Below are 25,342 nucleotides of genomic sequence, written 5' to 3' on the forward strand. Positions count from 1 at the left end.
GATAACTAATAAATATCTGGTGGCTGTTTTTTATTTTGCAATAATGGGCGTATTGGGAATCGTAAAACCGGCCTCTGTTAATGCTTTGATATATTGGGCTAGAAATTCTTCTTTGACCGCAAATTGTTTGCCGTTTAGTACATACATGGTCGTTCGCACCGCAAAGTTGCCATTGCCTAAATCGACCATACCAAAAATATCTGGCCCAGTTTGAATACTTTCGATATACTTTTCTTTTAATGTTTCATTGACTTCTGTAATCACTTCACAAATTTTTTCATAACCTTCTTCAGGATTGATGCGGACATCAATTAACACTTGCATATTGGCACGAGACAGGTTACTGATTGTGGTGATGTTTCGGTTTGGAATAAAATGAACAGTTCCATCAACCGCTTTAATTTGAGTGGTTCGTAATCCGACAGAAGTAACAGTTCCTTCAATATTTAACGCCAATAAGCGAATATAATCGCCTACATCCATTTGTTGTTCTAAAATAATGAAAAATCCGGTAATTAAGTCATTCATGAATCCTTGAGCCCCTAAACCAATGGCAACACCGGCAATTCCCGCTCCGGCTAATAATGAGCCAACAGGCACACCGACAATGGTCAAAAGAGAATAGATGAAGAAAAAGAACAGCGTATATTGAAATGCATTAATGATTAAAGTGTGTAATGTTTTTAAACGGCTTTCACTAAAATGTTGCTTTTTACTATAATTTGCATAGGTGCGATCAATTAAATATTTCCCGATTCGCTGAATGATAAAAAATAGAAAAATTAAAAATAAAATTGATAAACTTTTTTCAATTAAGGTAGCGACAATGGCATCCCAATTAATATTGTTCCAAAAGCGTTGTAGCGCGCTCACTTTTTTTACGGTCGCTTCTGCTAAATCAGGAGCAGAAGAATCGACTGTTTCAGTACTGGCTAAACCAAGTATCAACATAAAAATCCAACTTTCTCTAAAATTTCTTCTTTTAGTATACTAAATCTCTCGGCGAAAGGGGAAGAAAATAGAAAGTTTTTTTAAAGACTTAACATGTTTTTTTAGGAATGTTATAATTTTGTAAATAAATAATATATTTTATAATTTTGTTAAAGGTTGTGAGTGCTGCGTGAAAGTTTCAATTGAATGGGCAAAAAATGATTTACTTTCTAAATTACCTGTAACAATTTTTATTGATGAGCGATGTGCTACTCGCTTAACGGCTGACAAGCGACGAACATTCATCTTCCATAATCCAGTCGCTTTACGATTAGGGAGTCGTTTTTTTAGTAGTCAGATAATCGAAATTGCGGAATCATGTACATTGAAAGTTTCCTTTAATTGGTCCTGTGTTTATCTCTTTTGTATCTGGTTACTTGCAGTTAAACTGTGGATTGGAAGCGTTAGCGGTCGAACAATTGTAGTTGTGGCACTAATCGGAGTGCTGACCTATTGGCGTCGTTATTTATTGAAAATAAAGAAAATGACCTGACGAGTCGTGATTGTTTCGTGAAAGAAGAATGCGTAGTATACTAAAAGTAATGAAAATGAAGGGACTGAAGAAACACATGACTTTGGATAAAACAAAAAAATTAGCAAACGGCAATGAAATGCCACGCCTAGGTTTAGGCGTTTGGCGTGTAGAAGATGGCTCAGAAGCAACCAATTCAGTAAAATGGGCTTTAGAAGCGGGTTATCGCTTGATTGATACGGCAGCCGTTTATAAAAACGAAGCAGGGGTGGGCGAAGGCATTCGTCAATCGGGTATTCCCCGCGAAGAAATTTTCGTGACGACGAAATTATGGAATGAAGATCAAGGCTATGAAAATGCGATTAAAGCATTTGATAAAAGCTTAGAAAAATTAGGGTTAGACTATGTTGATTTATATTTAATTCACTGGCCTGTTGCTGGTAAATATAAAGAATCATGGAAAGCATTAGAAGAAATTTACGCAAGTGGTCGTGCCAAAGCAATTGGCGTTTCCAATTTTCATCAACATCATTTGGAAGATTTATTAACAGAAGCAAATGTTGTGCCAATGGTGGATCAAATTGAATTACATCCTACGTTAACACAAGAACCGCTACGAAAATATTTAGCCGAAAATAAGATTGCCGTGGAGGCTTGGTCTCCTCTAGGACAAGGTAATTTATTATCTGAACCAGTACTAGTGAAAATTGGTGAAAAATATGGTAAATCAGCGGCCCAAGTGATTATTCGTTGGCACTTACAAAATGATATTATCGTGATTCCTAAATCTGTTCACGAAAAAAGAATTCAGGAAAATTTTGCTGTCTTTGATTTTGAATTAACACCAGAAGAAATAACCGCAATTAATCAGTTAAATAAGGATCATCGTTTTGGTGCAGATCCAGATAATTTTGATTTTTAAGTATGATAGCAAGTAAAAACGGAGGGGCGAAAGACGTCCCTCCGTTTTTACTATAATTTTTGAACAAAGTAGTTAAAGAGTGCTTGGGATTTGGCATCACGTGCGTACATTAGTTCAGGATGCCATTGAACAGCTAATAAAGGCTGCTGTTCATTTGTTGATTCCACTGCTTCTGCAAGGCCATCAGAGGACCAAGCAGTAACGCGTAAATCTTTTCCTAAAGTATGTAGTGCTTGGTGATGGTACGAGTTGACTTGACCAGTTGTACCATATATGTTTGATAATTGACTGTCTGGTTCAACATCAATACGATGCGTCGCAAAGATTGGTTGAGTGGGTTGTTGTCCGTGCTTAACTGACCATTGAGGATACATCGATAAATCTTGATATAATGTGCCACCTAAAGCAACATTGACTAATTGCATTCCACGGCAAACCGCAAAAATAGGTTTGTTTTGTTTTAAGGCTTCTTCAATTAGGGCTAATTCAAACTCGTCACGATCACGATTCGTTTCTTCTAATTTTATATGGGGTTCTTGTCCGTAAAATTCAGGGGCAACATCTTGACCGCCTGCTAAAAGTAGTTTATCAATTTGTTGTATATACGTAGCGGCTAATTCTTTGGGGCCAATTGGCAAAACGAGAGGAACGCCACCTGCGGCTTGAACAGCGCTAACAAAACCTTGTGGGGTGTAAGTCACTTGGTTACCGTGAAACACTTCAGCTGCCTGCAAAAGTTGATTGCCAGCGATTCCAATAATTTTTTTTGTCATAATAACATCACATCCTCAATAAATTCATACGTTCTATTGTAGCACTTTTTTTGAAAAAAGTGTTTGAGAAGAAGTCGAGACAAGTTTTGTCTCGGACAGCTCTCAAACACAAAAAGCTCAGTAAGTGAACAAGTGAAACTTTTTAACGTTCACGAATGACTTCGATTTTATAACCATCTGGGTCGACAACAAAGTAATAAGATGGTGCAGTTCCAGGTAAGCCTTTTAAGTCAGTGACAGTTAAGCCAGCCGCTTGATGTTTTTCGTGTAATCCTTCTAAATCATCTGTACTGATGGCGATATGACCATAACCGTTTCCTAAATCGTATGCTTCATGATCATAATTATAAGTTAGTTCTAGTTCGTAGTCGTCTCCTGGTAAAGTTAGATAAACCAAAGTAAATTTATTTTCTGGAAAATCACGACGGCGACTTTCTTCAAAATTGAAGGCTTTTTGATAGAAATCTAATGATGCCTCTAAATCTTTTACACGCACACATGTATGAGCCATTTTCATAGTTAAAAACTCCCTTTCAAACTTAATTATATTTCCAACGTTAATAGTAGCATAGATAAACGTGAAATGTAGAGAAAAACGCTTGGTTTCTGACTTGTTCTAAAGGAATTTCTCAGGTAAAATAGATGAAAAGAGAAGAGGTGCGCCAATGAAAACGCCAACGTTTGGAAAAAGAGAAGAGACATTGACCTATCAAACAAGATATGCTGCATACATTATTGTTTCAAAGCCAGAAAATAACACAATGGTTCTGGTACAAGCGCCAAATGGAGCTTATTTTTTACCAGGAGGCGAAATTGAAGGCACCGAAACGAAAGAAGAAGCGATCCATCGAGAAGTGCTAGAAGAATTGGGAATTAGTGTAGAAATTGGCCGTTATTTAGGGGAAGCTGATGAATATTTTTATTCGAACCATCGCCAAACTGCCTATTATAATCCTGGCTATTTTTATGTAGCGAATACTTGGCGGCAACTTAGCGAACCCTTAGAAAGGACCAATACTTTACACTGGGTTGCACCAGAAGAAGCAGTCCGTTTATTAAAAAGAGGAAGCCACCGTTGGGCCGTTGAAAAATGGCTAGCGGCAGCATCATAAAATAACAACGAATAACCCTCAATCTATGTTGATTAGATTGAGGGTTATTGTTATTGAAAAGAATGTTTAAATTAAAACCATTTTTTCAATAATTTGAGCGACACCATCTTCGTCATTACTAGTGGTATGCACATCGGCAATTGTTTTAACATTTTCTGTCGCATTGCCCATCGCAACACCAATCCCAGCGTAATCAATCATGGATAAGTCATTTTCATTGTCACCAATGGCCATCACTTCGTCTTTATTTAAGCCTAAATGGTCTGCCAATTTTGCTAGAGCATTGCCTTTGCTAGCATTTTTATTCATGATTTCATAGTAAAAAGGCGTACTTTTAACAGTCGTATATTTTTCGGTAAAATGTAATGGTAATTTTGCAATGGCAGGATCTAAAACTTCCGGCTCATCAATCATCATCATTTTAATAATGTTCATCTCTGGTGTCATTTCATCCACCGTACGATATTTCAAAGGCATGTTCACTAAAGATGCTTCGTGAATCGTATATTTACCAATATTGCGATTGGCAGTGTAAATAGCGGAATCATCAATTGTATGCAAGTGAGCGCCGACTTTACGAGAATACATTTCAATTTCTAAAAAATCCTCATAACTCAAGGTATAGCGTGAAATAATCGTATTATCTTTGGTTGCTTGGACAAGCGAACCGTTGTAGGTAATCACGAAATCATTTTCACCATATAAGGCTAATTCATCCAATTGTTCTTTCACGCCTGGCAAAGGACGGCCTGTACATAAAACAATACGAACGCCTTGATCATTTGCTTTTTGGAGCGCTTCTTTGACCCGTGGGGTAATCTTGTGTTGTGAATTTAGCAATGTTCCGTCGATATCAATAGCAACTAACTTAATTGACATAGAATCCTCCTAGAAAACCTATTTTTTTAAAACTAACGCACCATTATGAATGTAACTTGAAAACTCACGATACGTCTCATCAAATAAATCGTAATGTTTTTTATTTACTTGGTCAAGCATTTCTTTAGGGAAATAGAAACGTTCATCTCCTTGACTCTGACCAGCAAGTGCTGCAACTAGGGGACTGACCGTTGCCAATTCCACTAATGAGCCATCTTTTTGCATCAATTCAATTTGTGTACGATGACGGTCTTTATTTGGACGATAAAAATCGTAAGGTAAATCATAGCTTGAATTAATGGCAGTATAATATTTAGGGTTGAAACCAACTTTTTCAATCAATTCCCTTAAATAAGCAATCGTTGCTGCGCTCTCTTTTTCGTTCGTAAAGGTGGCTGACTTCAGAGGCTTACGCATAAGGAAACGTTTGGCTAAATCACCTAGAATTGAATCAGGCACATCCATCCATTGTGTAAAGTACGTAGAGAGGACGCCATCATCCAATTTTAAATATTCTTGTAAGGTGAAGTCCCCTTTAAAGAATGGTACAAGCAGAGAGGCTTGTAAATCATAGTCAAATTCAGGGTTTTCAAATAATTCTTTCGCCCGATGCAATAAATGATCAAGAATCACTTCCATCCCTCGAGAAACAGGGTGGAAATAGACTTGGACATACATTTGGTAACGACTAACGATATAGTCTTCCACAGCATGCATCCCATTCATAGCAAAGGCAATGCCTCCTTTGTAGGGTCGAATCACACGTAAGATTCTAGTTAAATCGAAAGTTCCGTATTCCGTCCCTGTAAAGTAAGCATCACGTAACAGATAGTCCATGCGATCGGCATCAATTTGACTAGAAATCATTTGCACCACTTGAGGATTTGGGTATTGTTTAGTAATAACGCTGGCGACTTTTTCAGGAAAATCTGCCGAAACACGGTTTAAAATTTGATAGACTTCCGTTTCTGGTGAGGTGATGATTTGGACCGTGATTGCTTCATGGTTTGTATCAAAAATATGCTCGAATGTATGTGAATAAGGACCATGACCGACATCATGTAATAAAGCTGCGCAAAGTGTAATCAGGCGCTCGTCGTCATTCCAGCCGTTTTCACCTAATCGTTCCACAGAGTAGTTACGTTGGAAAATCTCACAAATCCGACGTGTAATTTCGTAAACACCCAAAGAATGGGAAAAACGACTATGTTCGGCACCGTGAAACGTAAAAGAAGAAGTACCTAGTTGCTTAATGCGACGTAATCGTTGCACTTCAGCAGAATTAATAAGATCTAAAATCACTTGGTGTTGGACATGAATATAATTATGGACGGGATCACGAAAAACTTTTTCGATTGGTAATCGCTGCTCTTTATACGGAATCGTCATACGATCTCTCCTTTAATTAAGGCGTTTCGTTGCGCCATTTTTTCCAGCTGGACAGTTAAATTTGTTTGGAACCATTCTGAGGTTATAATTGGTTCGGTTAAGTTTGGATCAATAGATTTTTCAAATTGTTGAGGTAATGCTTCGATTAAACGGGTTTTTACGGCGTCTATTGTTAATGGAGTCTCAATCAGGGTTTCTAAATTTGCCATCACTGCTGGATCAACGGGTGGATAGCCATTTTCACCAAATTGTTCTTGTAACCCAGCAAGGTAAAAGTCTCGAACCACTTCTCCACGAGCAAGTTGATTGCCGTTAACGCTGATGTAAATCATGACAGCAATACCGTCTTTGACGCGTCGTTGGGCAATCCCTGCAAACTTTTGACCGCCAATACTTAAATCATAAGTACCGGGACAATAGGATGTAGTAATTTCAAAGGCGTCAATCTCTTTCTCCGGAAAACTCTGACGGAGCCAAGCCCACATTAATTCATAAGCCGCATCGATACTTAATTTGTGTTCAGAATTATTTGGTAAAATAAGTGAAACATTTAAAATACCCAAATCGGCAATCACCCCTAAACCGCCGGCATTGCGAACGACTACAGAATAATCGTTTTCTTGCAGAGAAGCGATGCCTTCTTTTAGATGTGGTACACGGGTATCTTTCATGCCAAGAATCATTGCTTGATCCAATTGCCAGAAATGAATGATTGGTTGGTGCTGCATTCCTGAAAAAGTAGTTAAAACATCGGTCAAGGCAAAAGGTAAAAAATAGTCACTGTTTGTTAAACAACCTGAATCAAGGAGCATAAATGATTCGGTGTGAAGGGGAAAAGTTGTGCTCATAAAAAACGTCCTGTCTATTTATAATTACGTCATTTAATACGTTTATTTTCTTACTCTCTCTTATATTATATACAAAAAACGCAAAAAAGCATGTTATATAAACGAATTCTGAAGGAATTCTCTAAAATAGTAAACGGTTTTCTTATTAAATAGATGAAACAAATGCTTGCAACCCGTGAAAAGAGCTTATACAATAAGAAAAGGTACATAAACAAGGAAAAATTGACTTTAGTTGACAAATATATTGAAAAAGTCAACAATAAGAAAGTTATATTTTGGAAAAGGAGTGACCATTATGGATTTATCAACAGGCGTTCCTGTATCGATTCAACTAAAAACGATTGTCCAACAAGGCAACGAACAAAAAGATTTTTTCTTTGACTTAGAAGGTCAATTAGTAAAAATGGGTGATACATTATACATTCGTTACAAAGAAGAATTATTAGAGGATACAGAGCCAACCCCCGTAACCATTAAAATTGAACCAGACGGGCATGTTCAGTTGATTCGTGCTGGCGAATTACGGATGCGTTTAAGATTTGGCTATCAGGAAAAATTAGATACAAGTTATCGAACCCCTTATGGCTTGCTGCAGATTAGTACGTTTACACATAATTTGCGTGTTAGTTTAAAAGATCAACCAATGTCTGGTAAGATTTTAGTTGATTATGATTTATACTCTCAAACAGAGCGAATCGGAGAATATCATTTAGAATTAGAATTTACTGCATAAATATTGCAGAATAGAATTGATTTTTTTTCAATGTTTTTGTATGATAAGGAGTAGACTGTGAAAGGACGTGTACCTCTTGGAAATTAATGTATTTGAAGGGTTAAACAAAAAAGAATTATCCATGATTGAAGTAGCACACGCTATTTTAGAACAACATGCAGATGTAATGGATTTTTCTGATTTAGTTAACCAAATCCAAAATTATCTTGGCAAGTCTGATAGTGAAATTCGTGACCAATTAGCACAATTTTATACAGATTTAAACATCGACGGTAGCTTTATCTCATTGGGAGACAATCGTTGGGGCTTACGTTCATGGTATCCAATCGATTCAATCGATGAAGAAGTTACACATGGCTTGGAAGAAGACGAAGAAGATGCACCACGTCGTAGAAAACGTAAAAAAGTAAATGCCTTCATCACTAATCCAAACGATGAAGATGTAATTGACTATAACGATGACGATCCAGAAGATGCTGAATTAACAAATGATGATGAAGAAGACATCTTGTACGATGATGAAGAAGATGAAGATGAAGAAATCAAAGCATACAACTCTGACTTACAAGAGATTGGTGCAGATTCAGACGATGATGAAGAAGACATTCCACAAATCGAAGAAGATTTAACAATCATTGATGACGATGATGTTGAAGATGAAGACGATTTTGATGACGAATATTCTGAAGAGTAAGAAACCAAAAAGCTTGATTCCTAAGAAGGAGTCAAGCTTTTTAGTTGAATGCTTAAGAAAAATGAGAAAATAGAAAAAATTATTTTCTTGAATAGAAGTACTTGACCTGATGTCCGTTTGCTTGTATTATACTACTTGGGCACCTTTAAGAAGGTCAGAAGTTTGAACGAACTTACAAGCTCCCTATTCGTAATGGATAGGGAGCTTTTCTATTTTTGTTTCTTTTTTATTTGGAGAAACGTAAGAGTCTCAAAGTTGTTTTACTTCTCTCTACAAAATATTATCAAAGAAAGGGTTTTTAACTATTATGACAAAATACATCTTTGTTACAGGTGGCGTGGTTTCTTCTATCGGAAAAGGGATTGTCGCAGCATCTTTAGGACGATTATTAAAAAATCGTGGATTAAAAGTAACGATTCAAAAATTCGATCCATATATTAATGTGGATCCGGGGACAATGAGTCCTTACCAACATGGAGAGGTTTTTGTCACAGATGATGGTGCCGAAACAGATTTGGACTTAGGTCACTATGAACGTTTTATTGATATTAACTTAAATAAATACTCAAACGTAACCACTGGGAAAATTTATTCAGAAGTCTTACGTAAAGAACGTAAAGGGGAATACTTAGGTGCAACAGTGCAAGTTATTCCACACATTACCAATGAAATCAAAGAAAAAATTATGCGTGCAGCGAAAATGACGGATGCCGATGTGATTATCACAGAAGTAGGTGGTACTGTCGGCGACATCGAATCATTACCTTTCCTAGAAGCATTGCGTCAAATGAAAGCTGATATGGGTAGTGACAACGTAATGTACATCCATACAACCTTGATTCCTTACTTAAAAGCGGCTGGCGAAATGAAAACTAAACCAACACAACATAGTGTCAAAGAATTAAGAAGTTTAGGGATTCAACCAAATATTTTAGTGGTCCGTACGGAATTACCTGTTTCTCAAAACACTAAAAACAAATTAGCACAATTCTGTGATGTTAATCCGGAAGCGGTAATTGAATCTCGTGATGTTGAAACGTTATACTCCATTCCATTAGCACTTCAAGCACAAAACATGGATCAAATTGTTTGTGATCATTTAAAATTGGATGCACCGGCTGCAGACATGACTGAGTGGCGTGCATTAGAAGAAAAAGTTCTTAACTTGAAAAAGAAAACAAAAATTGCGCTGGTTGGTAAATATGTTGAATTACCAGATGCCTATATTTCTGTTGTAGAAGCATTAAAACATGCTGGGTTTGATTTTGATTCAGATATCGAAATTGATTGGGTTGATTCACAAGAATTAACTGCTGAAAATGTCGCTGAAAGAATTGGTTCAGCAGATGGTATTTTGGTTCCTGGTGGTTTTGGTGATCGTGGAATTGAAGGAAAAATTGAAGCGATTCGTTTTGCTCGCGAAAATGACGTACCATTCCTTGGTATTTGTTTAGGTATGCAAATGGCCTGTGTAGAATTTGGTCGTAACGTTGTGGGCTTAGAAGATGCTGGTTCTGCAGAAACTAATCCTGACGTGACAAATAACATTATTGATTTAATGGCAGATCAAGAAAACATCGAGAATTTAGGTGGCACACTACGTTTAGGTTTATATCCATGTAAATTGAAAAAAGGGACGAAAACTGCGGCAGCATACGGAAATGAAGATGTTGTCCAAGAACGTCACCGTCATCGTTATGAATTTAACAACAAATATCGTCAATTATTTGAAGAAAATGGCTTAGTTTTCTCTGGAGTTTCACCAGATAATCGTTTAGTTGAGATTGTTGAAATTCCTGAAAAACAATTCTTTGTGGCTTGTCAATTCCACCCAGAATTAATTTCTCGTCCAAATCGCCCACAACGCTTAATCAAAGGATTTGTTGGTGCAGCTTTGGCAAATAAAGAAAGTAAATAAGCAAAAATGGACGAAGTGATTCAGTTCACTTCGTCCATTTTTAATCTAAAAAAGTACGGGGCTCATCATGAGCCCCGTACTTTTTATGCTGCTTTATTTTCATCTGGTTTAGAACTACTTTCAGGTGGTTGCGGCGGTTCTTGTGAACTAGAACTTGATGGTTCAGGTGGTTGTTCCGATGTTGCCGGTTGCTCTGCTGAGGAAGAGCTTGCCGGTTGTTCGGTTGATGGTGGCGCTTCAGAGGAAGAAGGCGCACTTTCTGAACTAGAACTTGATGAACTTTCCGCTTCTTTTGTGGAAGAGGATTCCACCGTACTGCTAGATTCTGGCTGTGGTGCTGAAGAGGTAGTACTTGGTAAAACTTGTACATTTGGTACCTCATAGGCATCTTTCACGTATAATTCATTACCTACACGCACAACACTGTCTGGCTGCACCCAGTCATCGTTTGAAACATTTTGAGACAAGTAACTCATTATTTCACGATAAACATCCGAGGCAATTCCATAGTATTCTTGATAGATTGGTGTATTTCGATCATTGTATCCAGTCCAAACAGAAACGGCATAGTGTGTTGTATAACCAACAAAGGTACTATCCGGGGCAATTCCTTTTTCTGTTGTGCCCATTCGCGCTAAATCTTCATCAGTATAGTTAGAAGTCCCTGTTTTGGCCGCTTGGATTAAGCCTGGAATGGCGCCGTTAAATCCTGTTCCGCCGTTTAAAACATCTTTTAACATATCCGTCATCATATAGGCGGTAGAGTCTTTCATCGCACGTTTACCATCAGGTTGATAATCAACGCTAGTTCCATCATTGAAAACGACTTTGTTTACGTAATACGGTTTGTTATAAATCCCGTTATTGGCGAAAGCCGCATAAGCTGCTGCTAATTTCAATGAGGAAATTCCATATTTATCGCCATCTACATCGCTTGTGTTACTTGAAATGGCATTCGAAGCTTCTAAGTTTTTATAGTCAATTCCTAGCCCTTTAATGAAAGGCATGATGTTTTCTTTACCAACTTCATCAAACGTCTGGACCGCGGTGGTGTTACGAGAACCCATAATCGCACGGCGCATAGTAATGACGCCTTGGTATGTTAAATCAGAGTTGAAGACATCAATGTCGGTACCAGGATATTTCGTTGGTTTATCCACCATGAGGCGACCTGTCGAATAATTTAAATTCTCAATTGCGGGACCATAATCCATGATTGGTTTCACGGTTGAACCAACATCACGTTGGGTGTTAACAGCTAAATTGTTTCCTAATTGCACATCATCAGGAATGTGACGACCACCAATCTGTGCTCGGACTTGTCCAGAGGCAACATCAATAACGGTTGAAGCCACTTGCATTTTATCATCTGGAAACGCAACGTATTGATCACTGTTGACAATATCGTAAAGTTGTTTTTGGGCATTCATATCTAAGTTTGTGTAGATATCTAGTCCGTCTGTGTAAACATTTTTACCAGTTTTTGCTTTCACTTCATTGATTACTTCTTTGACATAATTATCTACGACTTTTCGATTGTCATCACTGGCTTTTAATGGCACTAAGCCTTCATCGATTGGGGTAGCTTTAGCTTTTTCGTACTCTGCTTTCGAGATTTTTTTATTGTCGTACATTGTGTAGAGTACAACATCCCGGCGTTCTTTAGCAGTATCTGGCTTTGTATAGGGATCGTATGAGTTTGGCGCTTGTGGCATTCCTGCCAGTAGGGCCGTTTGTGGTAAATCAAGTTCAGATAAATGTTTACCATAATAATTTTCAGCCGCTGTTTCCATTCCATAAAAACCATTCGCCATGTAGACTTTGTTAATGTAGTAAGTTAAAATTTCTTCTTTTGATTTTTCACGTTCTAAACGAACAGCCATCCATGCTTCTTGTGCTTTCCGTTTCAAGGTTTGGTCAGATTCTTTTGTAGAGAAGTAGGACAATTTAATTAATTGTTGGGTTAAGGTACTTCCGCCTTGTAATCCACCATTTTTGACATTTGAAAGGGCAGAACCGATAATCCGAATCGGATCCACACCAATGTGTTTATAGAAACGACGGTCTTCGACAGAAACAATGGCATCTTTTAATAATTGAGGCACATCATTTGGTTGAATTAATTCACGCTTTTCTGCGCCTAAATCCTCAAAAATTTCATTATTAATATCGTAAAGCTTCGATGAAACTGTCGCATTCAGTTTGTCATCTTCTAATTTTGGGGCTTGTCGTGCATAGAACCAAAAAAGACCAACGCCTGCTAAAAAAGCGACCATCCCAGCGATAAGTAAGCCAAGAAAGATTTTTAAAACAAGCCGTTTTTTCTTTTTCGGCGGTTGTGTCTTTTTCTTGTAACTCGACTTCGATGAGGTGTTGGATGCATGTCTAGCAGCTCGCGAGCCTGAATTTGCGGTTGGCATAAATAGCAACTCCTTTGTTATACTTTCAAAACTTTATGAATCTAGTGTGTCTGAATATATTGTTCCACTGCGTCGAGATAAGGGATTCGCGGTGCGATTCCAAAAGATAATTCAATTCCTTCTTTCTCGATGAGTGCAAGCGGCATAGATTTTTTTCCAGTAACTGCTTGGTTTTTCCAATGCGTTATTAGATTTTCACCACTAAAAAAGAAGCAGCGTTTTAAGCTTGAAAACCATAATAGCACAAAACAAATCCCTTGTTGTGCTATACATTGTTCCATATGATCAATTTGATGTTGATGAAAATTTTTAAAGGGAAAGGACGTGGTATTTTTCGTTTCTTTCGCTTCAAAATCTATGTAACGGCCTTGATATACACCGTTATAATCAGTCGTTGAAGCTTGTCTAAAGTAGGCCTCCTTAATAACAGCCGCACTTCGTTTGGGATAATCTACTTTAACAATTTGAACAGGAGTGGGTTTCTTATGAACGACTGCTTGCTTATTCAATAGATAATATTGATTGCTTTGATTGATCGCTTCTTCGAAATCCATCCCACGATTACCAAATTCAACGGGGCGTTTCTTTTTTACTTGTTTTTTTGGTGATTGTGCTTCATGATGATTATAAGGTATTCCGTTAGGATAATGGAACGTCACGTTTATCACACTCCTAGCCTGTATTATACCAAAAAAAAGACCTGAAAGAAAAGGGATGACTTATGGAAATGATAAAAACCCTCTATGTCACCGGTTATCGCAGCTTTGAATTGGGGATATTTCAAGGAAAAGACCCGAAAATTACAGTTATTAAAAATGTCTTAAAAAAAGAGTTAGCCAGTTATATTGAAGCGGGAGTAGAATGGATTTTGATTTCTGGCAATTTAGGTGTTGAACTTTGGACAGCTGAAGTAGTTGGGGAATTAAAAACGGAATATCCAGAAGTCCAGCTAGGTTTGCTTTATCCATTTAAAGACTTTGGCAATAATTGGAATGAACAAAATCGAGAACTGTTAACGAAAGCGGAAAGTTTGGCTGATTATATCAACTCAGTAAGTCACCAGCCCTATCAATCGCCAGCACAATTAAAAATGCATACAAAATTTCTTTTGGAACATTCTGGAGGCAGCTTACTTATTTATGACAAAGAGTACCCTGGCAAAACGGAGTATTTTTTAAAGGATGCACAACATTTTTCGGAACGAGAACCCTATGATATTCGCTTAATTACAATGGATGATTTACAAAACTCGGTGATTGATTAGAGAATCTGTTTGATTTTCTAGCTATTTTTCGTTACAATAGTATTTGTGGAACTATGAAATTTTCTATCGTAAATAAACAAATGAGGTGTAAACATGGCAAATTTAGTATATAGTCCTAAAGACATTTTACAAAAAGAATTTAAAACGAAAATGATGAACGGGTATGACCCGATTGAAGTAGACGAATTTTTAGACAATGTTATTAAAGACTACGAAGCTTATAATAAAGAATTATTAAGCTTGCAAGAAGAAAACAGCCGCTTAATGGCAAAATTAGACCAATTATCAAAAGCCCAACCAACGCCTCGTGTTGCTCAAGAAGTACCAAAAAGTGCAGCAGTGACCAACTTTGATATTTTAAAACGTTTATCAAACTTAGAGCGTGAAGTTTTTGGTAAAAAGTTAGATGAAACACCTTCAACACCTGTAACGCCTTCCGCACCGTCAATGACTGCAGAACCAGCGAACCATGATGTTGATAATGCACAAACTCGTCAATTTTAGCAAGACAATTTAAGTCAAGTTTTCACGAGGAACAAAAAGCATTTGTTAGAATAGCGGACACTTGTTTTAGTGTATAAATTTTTGCTGTTCGTTTAAACAGATTTGTAATTTTCGGGTGATCGCGGTTTGCTTTTGCAAGCTGAGGAAAGTCCATGCTCGCACAAGCTGAGATGCTTGTAGTGTTCGTGCTTAGCGAAATCATAAGCTAAGGTACTCTTTTAGAGTAACGGCAGGAAAAATGACTAAGGTTTCGACTATGTCAAAGTATCCTTGAAAGTGCCACAGTGACGAAGCGATGTGGGAAACTCCATCGGTGGAACGCGGTAAACCCCTCGAGCGAGCAACCCAAACAATGGTAGGGGCGCTCTTCTAAAGGAAATGAACGAGTAGAAGAGGCAGAGTCTACTCTGCAGATAGATGATGACCGTCACCAATTTTTCCTGAAGAATTGGTGATACAGAACATGGCTTATAGAAAATTACAAGTAATTCAGGAAGACCTTCCAACGTAGTTGTGAAGGCTTTTTTTACGAAAAGAATAAAAAAATGTTAAAATAAAGAAACTGAGATAAAAGTAGTAAGCTGTCTGTTCTAAAGAGGCCGCGACAGGACCGTTTAGTTCAGAGAAAGCGGACAATTATAAAAAACAAGCGGAGCAGTAGTCGGCAGGACTGTTAGCTCCAGACAATAAAAAAGAGTCAAGAAGGAGTTTTTATGACGAAAGAAAAAACATTCAAACTTGTTGCAACGGCTGCTAGTGGCTTAGAAGCATTAGTTGGAAAAGAATTGCGTGATTTAGGGATTCCCTGTGAAGTAGAAAATGGCCGGGCCGTCTTTGAAGGCACTGTTGAAACAATTGCTACTGCCAATTTATGGCTACGGACAGCAGATCGGATTAAAATCGTCGTTGGCGAATTTAACGCCTATAGTTTTGATGAATTATTTGAAAAAGTTAAAGCACTTCCTTGGGAAGATTATTTGCCTTTAGATGCAGAATTTCCAGTTGCAGGTAAATCAATTAAGTCAAAATTGTATAGTGTTCCTGATTGCCAAGCCATCACCAAAAAAGCCATTGTTAACCGTTTAAGAGAAGTTTACCATCGTCCAGCGACGGTGCCTTTAACCGAAACAGGAGCTTTGTTTAAATTAGAAGTGGCTCTGCTAAAAGATAAAGTGACGTTGACGTTGGACACGACTGGACCAAGTTTATTTAAACGAGGCTATCGCATTGAAAAGGGGGGCGCACCTCTTAAGGAAAACATGGCAGCTGCTTTAGTGATGTTGACCAATTGGCGCAAAGATCGTCCTTTTTATGATCCAGTTTGTGGTTCTGGAACAATTTGTATTGAAGCAGCATTAATTGGCCATAACATTGCCCCTGGCTTTAATCGTAGTTTCACTTGTGAAACATGGGATTGGGTTGATCCAGCGATTTTTGAAAAAGTACGTAACGAAGCCGAGGCAAAGGCAGACTACGATGTTGAATTAGATATCTGTGGTTCAGATGTTGATGGGCGAATGATTGAAGTCGCACGAGCGAATGCTGAGGAAGTTGGTTTAGGTGATTCAATTACTTTTAAACAATTGGCATTAAAAGATTTTACAACCGAGAAGGAATATGGTGTAATGGTAGCTAACCCGCCTTATGGTGAGCGTTTAGGAGAAGAGGAAAGTGTTCGTCGTTTGTATAAAGAAATGGGCCATGTTTTCCGTCCGTTAACTACTTGGAGCAAGTATATACTGACGAGTGATCTTGCTTTTGAAGAATATTATGGTGCCAAAGCTACTAAAAAACGGAAGCTTTACAACGGAGCCTTACGAACAGATTTATTCCAATACTGGGGAACACGTCCACCAAGAAAACCACGGGAAGACTAAGAAAGCTGGTGTAAAAAAATGAAGGAAGCTGTATTTTTACAAGAAGTGAAAGAAATTCAATTACTAAAAAATGCCTTGACATTATTAGACTGGGATTCATCAACTGGGATGCCAGAAAAAAGTAGTCCTTTTCGAGGAGAAGTAGAAGGGTATTTAACCGGATTATATTTTGAACGAAGTATTGGCCCAGTTATTCAAGAAGCATTGGCCTATTTTGAGACACGCCCTGAAGAATTATCTGAATTAGGGAAACTGGTTTTTGAAAAAGTAAAAGAAGAATATGCTTTGAATAAAAATGTTCCAGCTGAACGTATGCAAGAATATGTTAAAGTATTAAACCAAGCACATACAGATTGGTTAAAAGCACGCGCTGCACAAGATTTCGGCTTGTTAGAAGAAACCTTAACGAAGGTCGTTGCGTTCCAAAAAGAGTTCATTCCTTATTGGCAAAAAGAAGAAAAAACTCCGTATGATGTGTTATTAAATCAATTTGAACCAGGGATGACGGTTGAGAAACTAGACCAAGTATTCGACCAAGTAAAACAAGGGATTCAAGAGATTCGGACCGTTTTGGCAGAAAAAGGTACGCCGCCTAGAACTGACTTTTTATCTAGAAAAATGACCAAAGAACAACAACGCCGTTTTGTGATTGGTGTGGTTGAGCAATTAGGCTATGATTTTTCAAAAGGACGATTAGATGATACAGTTCATCCATTTATGACAGCTCTAAATCGAAATGATGCGCGGATTACTACGCGCTGGGAAGAAAATAATTTCTCAATGGCAACATTTGGTGTGATTCATGAAGCGGGTCATGGGATGTATGAACAAAATTTTGATCCTAAATTTGACTTTACGCCGCTAAGCGAAGGTGCCTCTATGGGGATTCACGAATCACAATCGCTCTTTAATGAAATTATCATTGGTAGCAACCGGGCTTTTTGGCAAAAACAATACCCGTTTTTCCAAGACTGCGCAGAAGGTACTTTTGATGATATTGCTTTTGAAGATTTCTATGCTTCTTTAAAAGAAACGAAAGCAAGTTTGATTCGGATTGATTCCGATAGTCTCACCTATCCTTTGCATATCATTATTCGTTATGAAATTGAAAAAATGTTATTTAATGGTTCTTTGGAAGTCGCTGATTTGCCAAAAGTGTGGAACGAAAAATACCAAGAGTACTTAGGCGTATCACCTGAAAATGATTTAGAAGGTGTCCTTCAAGATGTTCATTGGTCTGGAGGTAGCTTTGGTTATTTCCCATCTTATGCCTTGGGTTATATGTACGCCGCGCAACTATTTCACGCAATGAAACAAGAATTATCTGTTGATGAAATTTTAGCTTCGGAGGATTATTCTGATATCCGTAAATGGTTAACACAACATATTCATCAGTACGGCGCTTCACGTAAACCAAATCAATTAATTTATGATGCAACGGGAGAAGAATTGAATCCTAGTTATTTAATTGATTATATGAAAGCTATTTATTTTGATGTTTATCAAGTGCAATAAGTGAAACAAGCAAGGGGAAGTGGACAACAACAATGTTATCAATTCGTGAATATTTAGAAGCTGGTGAAACAACAATCTCAAACTTACTATTTGATCATTACCAAAAAATTGGTTTGAAAGATGATGAATTTCTCTTTTTACTGCAACTTTTTCGTTCGCAAAATGCAGGCGATTTATTTCCAGACTTAATGGCGATTGCAGAGACGATGGGTAAAACGCCAGATACGATTTATAAGTTATTAAATCAATTGGTTTCTCGCGGTTTTATTCGAATTGAAACACAACAAAACCAAAAAGGTCAAATGATGGATACGTATGATTTACTGCCTGTTTTTCAAAAGATTCAATTATTTTTACAAACGAGCAAAGAAAAACAAGTTGTCGCAAACCACGAAGATGAAATTAAACAGCTTTACCAAGGCTTTGAAAAAGAATTCGGACGTCCACTTTCACCCATTGAATTAGAAATGATTGGTCAGTGGTTGAACACGGACCATTATTCCCCTGAGTTAATCCGGTTAGCGTTGCGAGAAGCTGTTTTAAATCAGGCGTATAGTTTGAAATATATTGATCGTATTTTACTTGCGTGGGAGCGTAAAAATATTACCACCAAAGAACAAGTGGCTGCTGATCAGAAAAAACGAAAAGATTCTATGATTCAAAATGAGATTGAACAACAAGGTCAGACACAAGAATCGTTGCCAAAGGTTACATTACACAATTGGTTAAATCCAGAAGACAGTGAATAAAAAGGAGGTGGGCCATGCTATCAAAAGAGAAAACGATGGAAGCTATTGAAATTATGTATGAGATGTTTCCAAATGCAGAATGTGAATTAAAACATAAGAATCCTTTTGAATTATTAATTGCTGTGATTTTAAGTGCGCAAGCAACCGATGTATCGGTAAATAAAGCGACTCCTGGTTTATTCGCAGCTTTTCCAACACCAGAAGCTTTAGCAGCTGCGCCGGTGGAGGAGATTATTGCTAAAATAAAAACCATTGGCTTATATCGCAATAAAGCAAAAAATATTAAAGCATGCGCACAACAACTTTTAGAACGTTTCAATGGAGAAGTTCCGCAAACCAGAGATGAACTGGTCAGTTTACCTGGCGTGGGGAGAAAAACAGCCAATGTAGTAATGGGAGATGCTTTTGGCGAACCGGCTTTTGCAGTAGATACACATGTGGAACGAGTGTCCAAGCGCCTTAGAATTTGTAAGCTAAATGCGAATGTTACTGAAGTTGAGCAAACCTTAATGCGTAAAGTTCCGAAAGAACTCTGGGTGAAAACGCACCATACCATGATTTTCTTTGGGCGTTATCATTGCCTAGCAAGAGCGCCTAAATGTGAAGCCTGTCCGCTACTCTATATGTGTCAAGAAGGCAAAGAACGGATGAAAGGGAAATAACATATTTTTTCCTAAGAAAGCGAGCCACAAGTCCAACCGACTTGTGGCTCGCTTTCTTTTTTGATTTTTAAGAAACACAACAAATGATTGCGGTTTCTTAAAAATTGATTTAGTATAGACAGTGTGGTATATACTAGGGAATTTATTTTTTGAAGAAAGTTAGGCGATGAAATGACAGAAAATGCACCTAAATTTAAGCAAATTTCTGCAGAAATTGAAAAGAAAATTCGAGATGGTCTGTATGTAAGTGCACAAAAATTACCTTCAGAGTATGATTTAGCTAAAGAATACAACTGCAGTCGCTTGACCATTCGTAAAGCGATTGATGATTTGATTCGCAAAAATATTTTGGTAAAACGACATGGTAAAGGTAGTTATGTGATGTCACAAGCGAAAATTCAAAGTGGTCGCGCTGGCTTACAAGGTTTTACTGAGGCAGCCAAAGCTTACGGGAAAAAAAGCCAGACAGAAGTCATTTCCTTTGAAGAAGTAGTACATCCCGATGAGAAAATTCGGGAGGCGCTCCAAGTGGGCAAAAATGAGGCAATTTATGAACTGATTCGCCGCCGAATGTTAGACGGCGAGCCAATGACAGTTGAAAAAATTTATTTGCCACAGGCATACGTACAAGGCCATACGAAGCAAGACTTCGAGGGCTCTCTTTTCTGCTTAATCGAGAAAAACGTCGAGATTGCTTATTCGCATCAAGAAATTGAAGCAATTTTAGTTGAAGCGGAAATTTCAGAATTATTGAATGTTCCTGTGGGCCAACCACTTTTACAAGTCCACTCTATCACCTATGCGCTTGATGCAACCCCCATTTTATATGATGTCTCTTTATATCGAGCAGATCGGTACACGTTTAAAAACACACTGACCCGCTATAGCCCGTCTGAAAACAACCAAGTGGAGCTAGGAGGTTCTTGGAACGAATGAAGATCAAAGAAGAAATAGCCGCTCAAAAAGATTTATTTTATGAAGACTTAAACAAAATTATCGCGATTCGAAGTGTGAAAGGGTCGCCTAAAAAAGAGGCACCTTTTGGCGAAGGACCGAAAAGAGCCTTGGAAGAAACGCTGAAACTTGCAGAGCGTTATGGCTTTCAAACTGAGATTGTCAATGACGCAGTTGGCTATGCGCAATGGGGAACAGCGGAAGAATATCTGGGGATTATTGGTCATTTAGACGTAGTACCAGAAGGTTCTGGCTGGTCAGTGCCGCCCTTTCAATTAACGAAAAAAAATCAACGTTTGTATGGTAGAGGAATTCTAGATAATAAAGGTCCTATCTTGGCTTGCCTGTATGGAATGAAATTACTGAAAGAACTTGGTTACCAACCAAAGAAAACCATTCGCTTAATGTTTGGCACGGATGAAGAAAGTGGGAGTGGAGATATCCCCTTATATTTAGAGAAGGAAAACGCACCCGTTTTTGGATTTACTCCAGATTGTAAATATCCAGTAGTTTATGGGGAGCGAGGGATTGTTAATTATGAGATCACAACGACCATCCCAGATGATTCAAGTGAACAAATTGGTCAGATTATAGGTGATCAAGCAAAAGACCACGTACCTGATCAATTAAGTGTGGTGATTGCGGGAAAAACAACAGCAATCACGGGAAAACGTGCTCCTTCCAATGCGCCAGAACTAGGCAAGAACGCGATTACTTTATTGGCACAGAAAATTAGCGAGGAACAGTTAGTCAAAGGAAATTTATTACAGTATTTCGACTGGTTAACCGCTAGTTTTCACGAAAAGCACTATGGCGAAGGAGTAGCTCTGGACTTTAAGGATCAGGATAGTGGGCAATTGATTTTAACGCCCTATGCGTTGGAAAAACGAGGACAGCAATTGGTGTTATCATTGGCCGTGCGTTATCCTGTTTCTATTACAGAAAACGAAGTAACCACGCAGCTAACGAAGGCACTATTTCCAGAAAGTGAAGTGACCGTCATCCGCCGCCTCCCTAGTACGCTGTTTCCAAAAGATGAGCGCAATGTTCAAAAATTAACCAAGGTTTATGAACAAATTACTGGCTTAGATGGGACGCCAGTCACAACTACAGGTGCTACGTATGCTCGCTTTATGCCGAATATCGTTGCTTTTGGTCCATCATTTCCTGGTCAAAAAGGCATTGCGCATAACCAAGATGAATATATGGATGAAAAAGATTTACTGCTTAATCTGGAAATCTATATGCAAGCGATGATTGCATTAACAGAAGCATAAAACCAATAGAAGATACACGTATGAGAAGAAGCCAATGTGTTTCGTAGAGGTCGCATACGTGTATCTTCTATTTTTCTGTATAAAATTTCATTTTCAGTATATACAAAACAGTATATACTAGTTTATAATGGTGGAGAAATGTAAGCGTTAACGAAAGGGCGGATGGAAAATGACTTGGGGTGCAATTGCGACATGGCGGATGGCACATGATGGGTTACTAAAAGCTACAGAAGAATTACAACAAGGAGGTGCTGCAGGCACGGCCGTGGAACAATTAATTAAAGAAGTAGAAGACTATCCTTTTTATAAGTCAGTGGGCTACGGCGGTTTACCTAATGAGGAAGGGATTTTAGAAATGGATGCTGCCTATATGGATGGAGACACATTTGCAATTGGTGCTGTGGCAGGAATTACAGATGTTAAAAATCCGATTTCAGTGGCTAAAGCATTAAGTAAAGAGAAGTTTAATAGTTTTCGTGTTGGCGCAGGTGCAACGAAATATTCAATGTTGCACGGTTTTGAAAGAAAGAATATGTTGACAGAACGCGCTAATCAATGGTGGCAAAAGCGTTTAAAAGAAATTCAGGAAAATCAGTTGAACCCCTATGATGGGCATGATACTGTCGGCGCTATTACGTTAGACCAAACAGGATCAATGGCAGCTGGCACTTCCAGTTCGGGACTCTTCATGAAAAAAGCAGGACGTGTTGGCGATTCACCACTGTCAGGTTCTGGTTTTTATGTTGATAGCGAAATTGGTGGTGCTGCGGCTACAGGATTAGGTGAAGATTTAATGAAAGGCTGTCTTTCTTATGAAATCGTCCGTTTAATGGGGGAAGGGTGCTCGCCACAACAAGCATGTGATCAAGCCGTCTATGCTTTTCATGAAAAATTGACCCAACGTTATGGGAAAGCAGGAGCTTTTTCACTAGTGGCCATGAACAAACAGGGAGACTGGGGCGTAGCTACGAATGTGGAATTTACTTTTACGGTTGGTACTGATATGCAGCAACCAGAAATCTATATTGCAAATCCAGGCAAGAATCATACCACAGAGATTCAGCCGATTTCGCAAGAATGGTTAGCAGCCTATGAAAAAAGAATCAAAGCACCAATTGAATAAATGAGGAGAGTGAAGGAACATGAGTAAAAAACAAATTTATCTTTTTTGTGATGCAGGGATGTCTACAAGTATTATGGTGAATAAAATGATGGAAGTGGTGGAAAAACATCAAATGCCTTTAATGATTACTGCTTTTCCTATTGCAAGAGCACAGGAAGTGGTTGAAGCAGAGAAGCCTGTTGCTATTTTATTAGGACCACAAGTCCGTTTTTTATTAGAAAAAACAAAAGAACAATTTGCTCCTCAAGGGATTCCTGTCGCTGCAATTGCGCCAGAAATTTATGGCATGATGGATGGCGAAAAAGCATTGAAAGAAGCGCTGCGGTTAATTAAGCAAAATAAAAAATAATAGATAGGAGTGACGACCGTGCAAAAATTTTTGGATTGGTTAGAGCGCGTATTGACCCCTTTGGCAAAAGTGATAGGAGAAAATAAGTATTTAGTAGCGATTCGTGATGGCTTCCTTTTATCAACGCCCTTGTTGATTGTTGGTTCGGTCTTCTTATTAATTGCTAATTTTCCTTTGCCGCAATGGGATACTTGGATGTCTCATTTGCTTGGTAAAGACTGGGCGACAATGATGTCTGTTCCAGCTAGTGCTAGTTTTGATGTAATGACTATTCTGGCCGTTGTCGGTATTGCCTATAGTTTAGGAAAACAATTCAATGTGGATGCAATGCAAGCAGGAATTATCGCATTGGTTTCATTTTTTATTGTAACGCCTTATCAAACATTATTTACACCGGAAAATAGTTCAAAGGTTTATGAAGTTACTAGTTTACCTTTAAAATGGATGGGTTCCAGTGGCTTGTTTTTAGGAATGATTGTCGCATTAATTGCGACTCGTTTATTTGTGGCCATTGTTCGTAAAGGGTGGACAATAAAAATGCCAGAAGGAGTGCCACCAACAGTGGTTAAGTCTTTTGAGGCCCTGATTCCGAGTTTTTTAGTTGTTACTCTCATGTTTTTAGTCAATTGGCTGGCTGCTTTAACTCCTTATGGTAATTTACAAGATGTTATTTTTGAATTTCTACAAACGCCCTTATTGAGTCTTGGTAATACCTTAGGTGCAATGAGCATTGCTTATTTATTTTTACACTTCTTTTGGTTCTTTGGCATTAACGGAGGTAGCGTGGTTGGTGCAGTCTTTAATCCTGTTTTGCGGGCATTGTCTGTTGAAAATTTACAAGCATTTAAAGACGGTCATGAAATTCCCAACATCATCACTGGACAATTTCAAGATATGTTTGCAACATTTGGTGGCGCCGGTTCCACACTCTCATTAATCATTGTGATGGTCTTATTCTGTAAAAGTCAACGAATTAAAAAGCTTTCGCAACTTTCACTAATTCCTGGTGTTTTTGGGATTAACGAACCAATCATTTTTGGGTTGCCAATTGTTTTAAATCCAATCCTTTTAATTCCATTTGTATTAGTACCTGCGATTAATATTATTATTGCCTATTTTGCTATGGATTGGGGCTTAGTTCCATTGACGAATGGTATTCAATTGCCGTGGACGACCCCGCCAATTATCTCAGGATTTTTAGTCAGCGGTTGGCAAGGATCAATTCTGCAAGCTCTCTTATTGGTACTAGGAATGTTCATTTACTATCCTTTTATTCGAGTTATGGATGACCAATATTTACGTGAAGAATGGAAAGCACAAGAAGAAGAGAGTGAAGAAATTGATTTTGATTCCTTTGACTTCGATGATTTATAAAAAAGGAGGAAATAGGCGTGAAAAAAATCCTTTTAGTCTTAAACCACAGTTTAGCAGGATTTGGCAGTGATGAACAAGCTCAGCTGAAACCAAGTGGTAAAAAAGCTCCCTTAGGTCCAGGGGTAACATTGCTACCATTTTTACAGAAGCAAGGAGCGGAAATTGTTGCGACACTTTATTGTGGTGACCAATATTATTTGGAAAACGAGGAAGAGGTAGCAAAGAAATTTATTGGCTTTGCAAAAAAGTTTCATGCCGATGCGGTTCTTTGCGGACCTGCCATGCATTATCCTAATTTTGGAGAAATGGCCGCTCATCTAGCTTGTAAGTTTAATGCTGCAGGCATTCCTGCAATTGCAGCGATGGCAGAAGAAAATCCAGCAGTTAGTCACTATTATCAGCAAGTACCGATTGTGAAGATGCCCAAAAAGGGCGGCATTGGTTTAAATAATTCGTTTAAACAAATGGCGCAATTGGTCGTGGCAAAAGCAAATGGAAAAGAAACCAAACAGTTAGAAGAAACAAGTTGTTTTTAATTGTTGAT

General features: G+C 38.1%; 26 protein-coding genes and 1 other RNA gene. 19 read left to right on the forward strand and 8 right to left on the reverse strand.

Annotated elements, in window-relative coordinates:
* Nucleotides 1-30 precede the first annotated feature (30 nt).
* On the reverse strand, nucleotides 31-951 hold the full coding sequence (locus tag IGL42_RS04415; RefSeq protein ID WP_002382128.1) for a mechanosensitive ion channel family protein: 921 nt from the start codon (nucleotides 949-951) through the stop codon (nucleotides 31-33).
* 169 nt (nucleotides 952-1,120) lie between these two features.
* On the opposite strand from IGL42_RS04415, the gene IGL42_RS04420 reads away from it, so the two are divergent.
* Entirely contained in the window at nucleotides 1,121-1,483 is a 363-nt protein-coding gene (locus IGL42_RS04420) for a hypothetical protein (protein ID WP_002358008.1), read from the forward strand.
* A gap of 28 nt (nucleotides 1,484-1,511) precedes the next feature.
* Nucleotides 1,512-2,384 (forward strand): aldo/keto reductase, encoded by an 873-nt coding sequence (locus tag IGL42_RS04425; RefSeq protein ID WP_002382129.1) that lies wholly within the window; start codon nucleotides 1,512-1,514, stop codon nucleotides 2,382-2,384.
* Between the two features lie 50 nt (nucleotides 2,385-2,434).
* On the opposite strand, the gene IGL42_RS04430 is transcribed toward IGL42_RS04425, so the two are convergent.
* Together IGL42_RS04430 and gloA are read right to left on the reverse strand one after the other, a co-directional pair.
* Complete coding sequence (locus tag IGL42_RS04430; protein WP_002358005.1) at nucleotides 2,435-3,157, reverse strand: gamma-glutamyl-gamma-aminobutyrate hydrolase family protein; 723 nt, start codon at nucleotides 3,155-3,157, stop codon at nucleotides 2,435-2,437.
* 142 nt (nucleotides 3,158-3,299) lie between these two features.
* Nucleotides 3,300-3,674: a lactoylglutathione lyase gene (gloA, locus tag IGL42_RS04435; RefSeq protein ID WP_002358003.1), complete on the reverse strand. Its 375-nt coding sequence runs from the start codon at nucleotides 3,672-3,674 to the stop codon at nucleotides 3,300-3,302.
* A gap of 148 nt (nucleotides 3,675-3,822) precedes the next feature.
* Between gloA and IGL42_RS04440 the strand changes: the two genes are divergently transcribed.
* Complete coding sequence (locus IGL42_RS04440; RefSeq protein ID WP_002363716.1) at nucleotides 3,823-4,269, forward strand: NUDIX hydrolase; 447 nt, start codon at nucleotides 3,823-3,825, stop codon at nucleotides 4,267-4,269.
* A 66-nt stretch (nucleotides 4,270-4,335) separates the two neighbouring features.
* On the opposite strand, the gene yidA is transcribed toward IGL42_RS04440, so the two are convergent.
* The 3 genes from yidA to IGL42_RS04455 are packed head-to-tail and all read right to left on the reverse strand — an operon-like array spanning nucleotide 4,336 to nucleotide 7,349.
* A complete protein-coding gene (gene yidA, locus IGL42_RS04445; protein WP_002361624.1) occupies nucleotides 4,336-5,148 on the reverse strand; it encodes a sugar-phosphatase in 813 nt (270 codons plus the stop codon).
* An 18-nt stretch (nucleotides 5,149-5,166) separates the two neighbouring features.
* Complete coding sequence (locus tag IGL42_RS04450) at nucleotides 5,167-6,537, reverse strand: dNTPase (RefSeq protein WP_002407097.1); 1,371 nt, start codon at nucleotides 6,535-6,537, stop codon at nucleotides 5,167-5,169.
* Nucleotides 6,534-7,349, reverse strand: coding sequence for a lipoate--protein ligase family protein (locus IGL42_RS04455; protein ID WP_025191836.1), 816 nt, complete (start codon nucleotides 7,347-7,349; stop codon nucleotides 6,534-6,536). Before IGL42_RS04455 ends, IGL42_RS04450 begins: the two co-directional genes overlap by 4 nt.
* A 331-nt stretch (nucleotides 7,350-7,680) precedes the next feature.
* On the opposite strand from IGL42_RS04455, the gene IGL42_RS04460 reads away from it, so the two are divergent.
* The 3 genes from IGL42_RS04460 (at nucleotide 7,681) to IGL42_RS04470 (ending at nucleotide 10,730) form a co-directional block, all read left to right on the forward strand.
* Nucleotides 7,681-8,118 (forward strand): DUF1934 domain-containing protein, encoded by a 438-nt coding sequence (locus tag IGL42_RS04460; RefSeq protein ID WP_002382132.1) that lies wholly within the window; start codon nucleotides 7,681-7,683, stop codon nucleotides 8,116-8,118.
* 76 nt (nucleotides 8,119-8,194) lie between these two features.
* A complete protein-coding gene (gene rpoE, locus IGL42_RS04465) occupies nucleotides 8,195-8,812 on the forward strand; it encodes a DNA-directed RNA polymerase subunit delta (RefSeq protein WP_002357996.1) in 618 nt (205 codons plus the stop codon).
* 307 nt (nucleotides 8,813-9,119) lie between these two features.
* Nucleotides 9,120-10,730 (forward strand): CTP synthase, encoded by a 1,611-nt coding sequence (locus IGL42_RS04470; protein WP_002357995.1) that lies wholly within the window; start codon nucleotides 9,120-9,122, stop codon nucleotides 10,728-10,730.
* Between the two features lie 83 nt (nucleotides 10,731-10,813).
* On the opposite strand, the gene IGL42_RS04475 is transcribed toward IGL42_RS04470, so the two are convergent.
* Together IGL42_RS04475 and recU are read right to left on the reverse strand one after the other, a co-directional pair.
* Nucleotides 10,814-13,150 (reverse strand): PBP1A family penicillin-binding protein, encoded by a 2,337-nt coding sequence (locus IGL42_RS04475; protein WP_002360569.1) that lies wholly within the window; start codon nucleotides 13,148-13,150, stop codon nucleotides 10,814-10,816.
* Nucleotides 13,151-13,191: 41 nt separating this feature from the next.
* Nucleotides 13,192-13,809, reverse strand: a complete 618-nt coding sequence (gene recU, locus IGL42_RS04480; RefSeq protein WP_002388848.1) for a Holliday junction resolvase RecU — start codon at nucleotides 13,807-13,809, stop codon at nucleotides 13,192-13,194.
* 62 nt (nucleotides 13,810-13,871) lie between these two features.
* Here recU and IGL42_RS04485 point away from each other — a divergent pair, with 62 nt between their 5' ends.
* The 13 genes from IGL42_RS04485 (at nucleotide 13,872) to IGL42_RS04545 (ending at nucleotide 25,334) form a co-directional block, all read left to right on the forward strand.
* Nucleotides 13,872-14,414 carry a DUF1273 domain-containing protein gene (locus tag IGL42_RS04485; protein ID WP_002360568.1) on the forward strand — a complete coding sequence of 181 codons (543 nt, stop codon included), beginning with the start codon at nucleotides 13,872-13,874 and terminating at the stop codon, nucleotides 14,412-14,414.
* A 93-nt stretch (nucleotides 14,415-14,507) separates the two neighbouring features.
* The gene (gene gpsB / locus IGL42_RS04490) at nucleotides 14,508-14,918 is read left to right on the forward strand and encodes a cell division regulator GpsB (protein ID WP_002357990.1); all 411 of its coding nucleotides are present in this window, start codon (nucleotides 14,508-14,510) and stop codon (nucleotides 14,916-14,918) included.
* 107 nt (nucleotides 14,919-15,025) lie between these two features.
* An RNA gene (gene rnpB, locus IGL42_RS04495) (RNase P RNA component class B) lies at nucleotides 15,026-15,394 on the forward strand.
* 237 nt (nucleotides 15,395-15,631) lie between these two features.
* A complete protein-coding gene (locus IGL42_RS04500) occupies nucleotides 15,632-16,795 on the forward strand; it encodes a THUMP domain-containing class I SAM-dependent RNA methyltransferase (RefSeq protein WP_002357989.1) in 1,164 nt (387 codons plus the stop codon).
* An 18-nt stretch (nucleotides 16,796-16,813) separates the two neighbouring features.
* The gene (locus tag IGL42_RS04505; protein WP_002357988.1) at nucleotides 16,814-18,310 is read left to right on the forward strand and encodes a carboxypeptidase M32; all 1,497 of its coding nucleotides are present in this window, start codon (nucleotides 16,814-16,816) and stop codon (nucleotides 18,308-18,310) included.
* A gap of 32 nt (nucleotides 18,311-18,342) precedes the next feature.
* Nucleotides 18,343-19,059 (forward strand): DnaD domain protein, encoded by a 717-nt coding sequence (locus IGL42_RS04510; protein ID WP_002357986.1) that lies wholly within the window; start codon nucleotides 18,343-18,345, stop codon nucleotides 19,057-19,059.
* 14 nt (nucleotides 19,060-19,073) lie between these two features.
* Nucleotides 19,074-19,721, forward strand: coding sequence for an endonuclease III (gene nth, locus IGL42_RS04515; RefSeq protein WP_002357985.1), 648 nt, complete (start codon nucleotides 19,074-19,076; stop codon nucleotides 19,719-19,721).
* 171 nt (nucleotides 19,722-19,892) lie between these two features.
* Nucleotides 19,893-20,657, forward strand: a complete 765-nt coding sequence (locus IGL42_RS04520; protein ID WP_002361633.1) for a GntR family transcriptional regulator, LSA1692 subfamily — start codon at nucleotides 19,893-19,895, stop codon at nucleotides 20,655-20,657.
* Entirely contained in the window at nucleotides 20,654-21,952 is a 1,299-nt protein-coding gene (locus IGL42_RS04525; RefSeq protein WP_010710477.1) for a Sapep family Mn(2+)-dependent dipeptidase, read from the forward strand. Before IGL42_RS04520 ends, IGL42_RS04525 begins: the two co-directional genes overlap by 4 nt.
* A gap of 169 nt (nucleotides 21,953-22,121) precedes the next feature.
* Nucleotides 22,122-23,075 (forward strand): N(4)-(beta-N-acetylglucosaminyl)-L-asparaginase, encoded by a 954-nt coding sequence (locus IGL42_RS04530; RefSeq protein ID WP_002380170.1) that lies wholly within the window; start codon nucleotides 22,122-22,124, stop codon nucleotides 23,073-23,075.
* A 19-nt stretch (nucleotides 23,076-23,094) separates the two neighbouring features.
* The gene (locus IGL42_RS04535) at nucleotides 23,095-23,424 is read left to right on the forward strand and encodes a PTS sugar transporter subunit IIB (protein WP_002357981.1); all 330 of its coding nucleotides are present in this window, start codon (nucleotides 23,095-23,097) and stop codon (nucleotides 23,422-23,424) included.
* 18 nt (nucleotides 23,425-23,442) lie between these two features.
* Nucleotides 23,443-24,798: a PTS cellobiose transporter subunit IIC gene (gene celB / locus IGL42_RS04540; protein WP_002384702.1), complete on the forward strand. Its 1,356-nt coding sequence runs from the start codon at nucleotides 23,443-23,445 to the stop codon at nucleotides 24,796-24,798.
* Between the two features lie 17 nt (nucleotides 24,799-24,815).
* Nucleotides 24,816-25,334, forward strand: coding sequence for a GrdB-related putative oxidoreductase (locus IGL42_RS04545; RefSeq protein WP_002360563.1), 519 nt, complete (start codon nucleotides 24,816-24,818; stop codon nucleotides 25,332-25,334).
* Nucleotides 25,335-25,342 lie beyond the last annotated feature (8 nt).

Source organism: Enterococcus sp. DIV0712 (assembly GCF_050554855.1).
In the GTDB taxonomy this organism is placed as follows: Bacteria; Bacillota; Bacilli; order Lactobacillales; family Enterococcaceae; genus Enterococcus; species Enterococcus faecalis.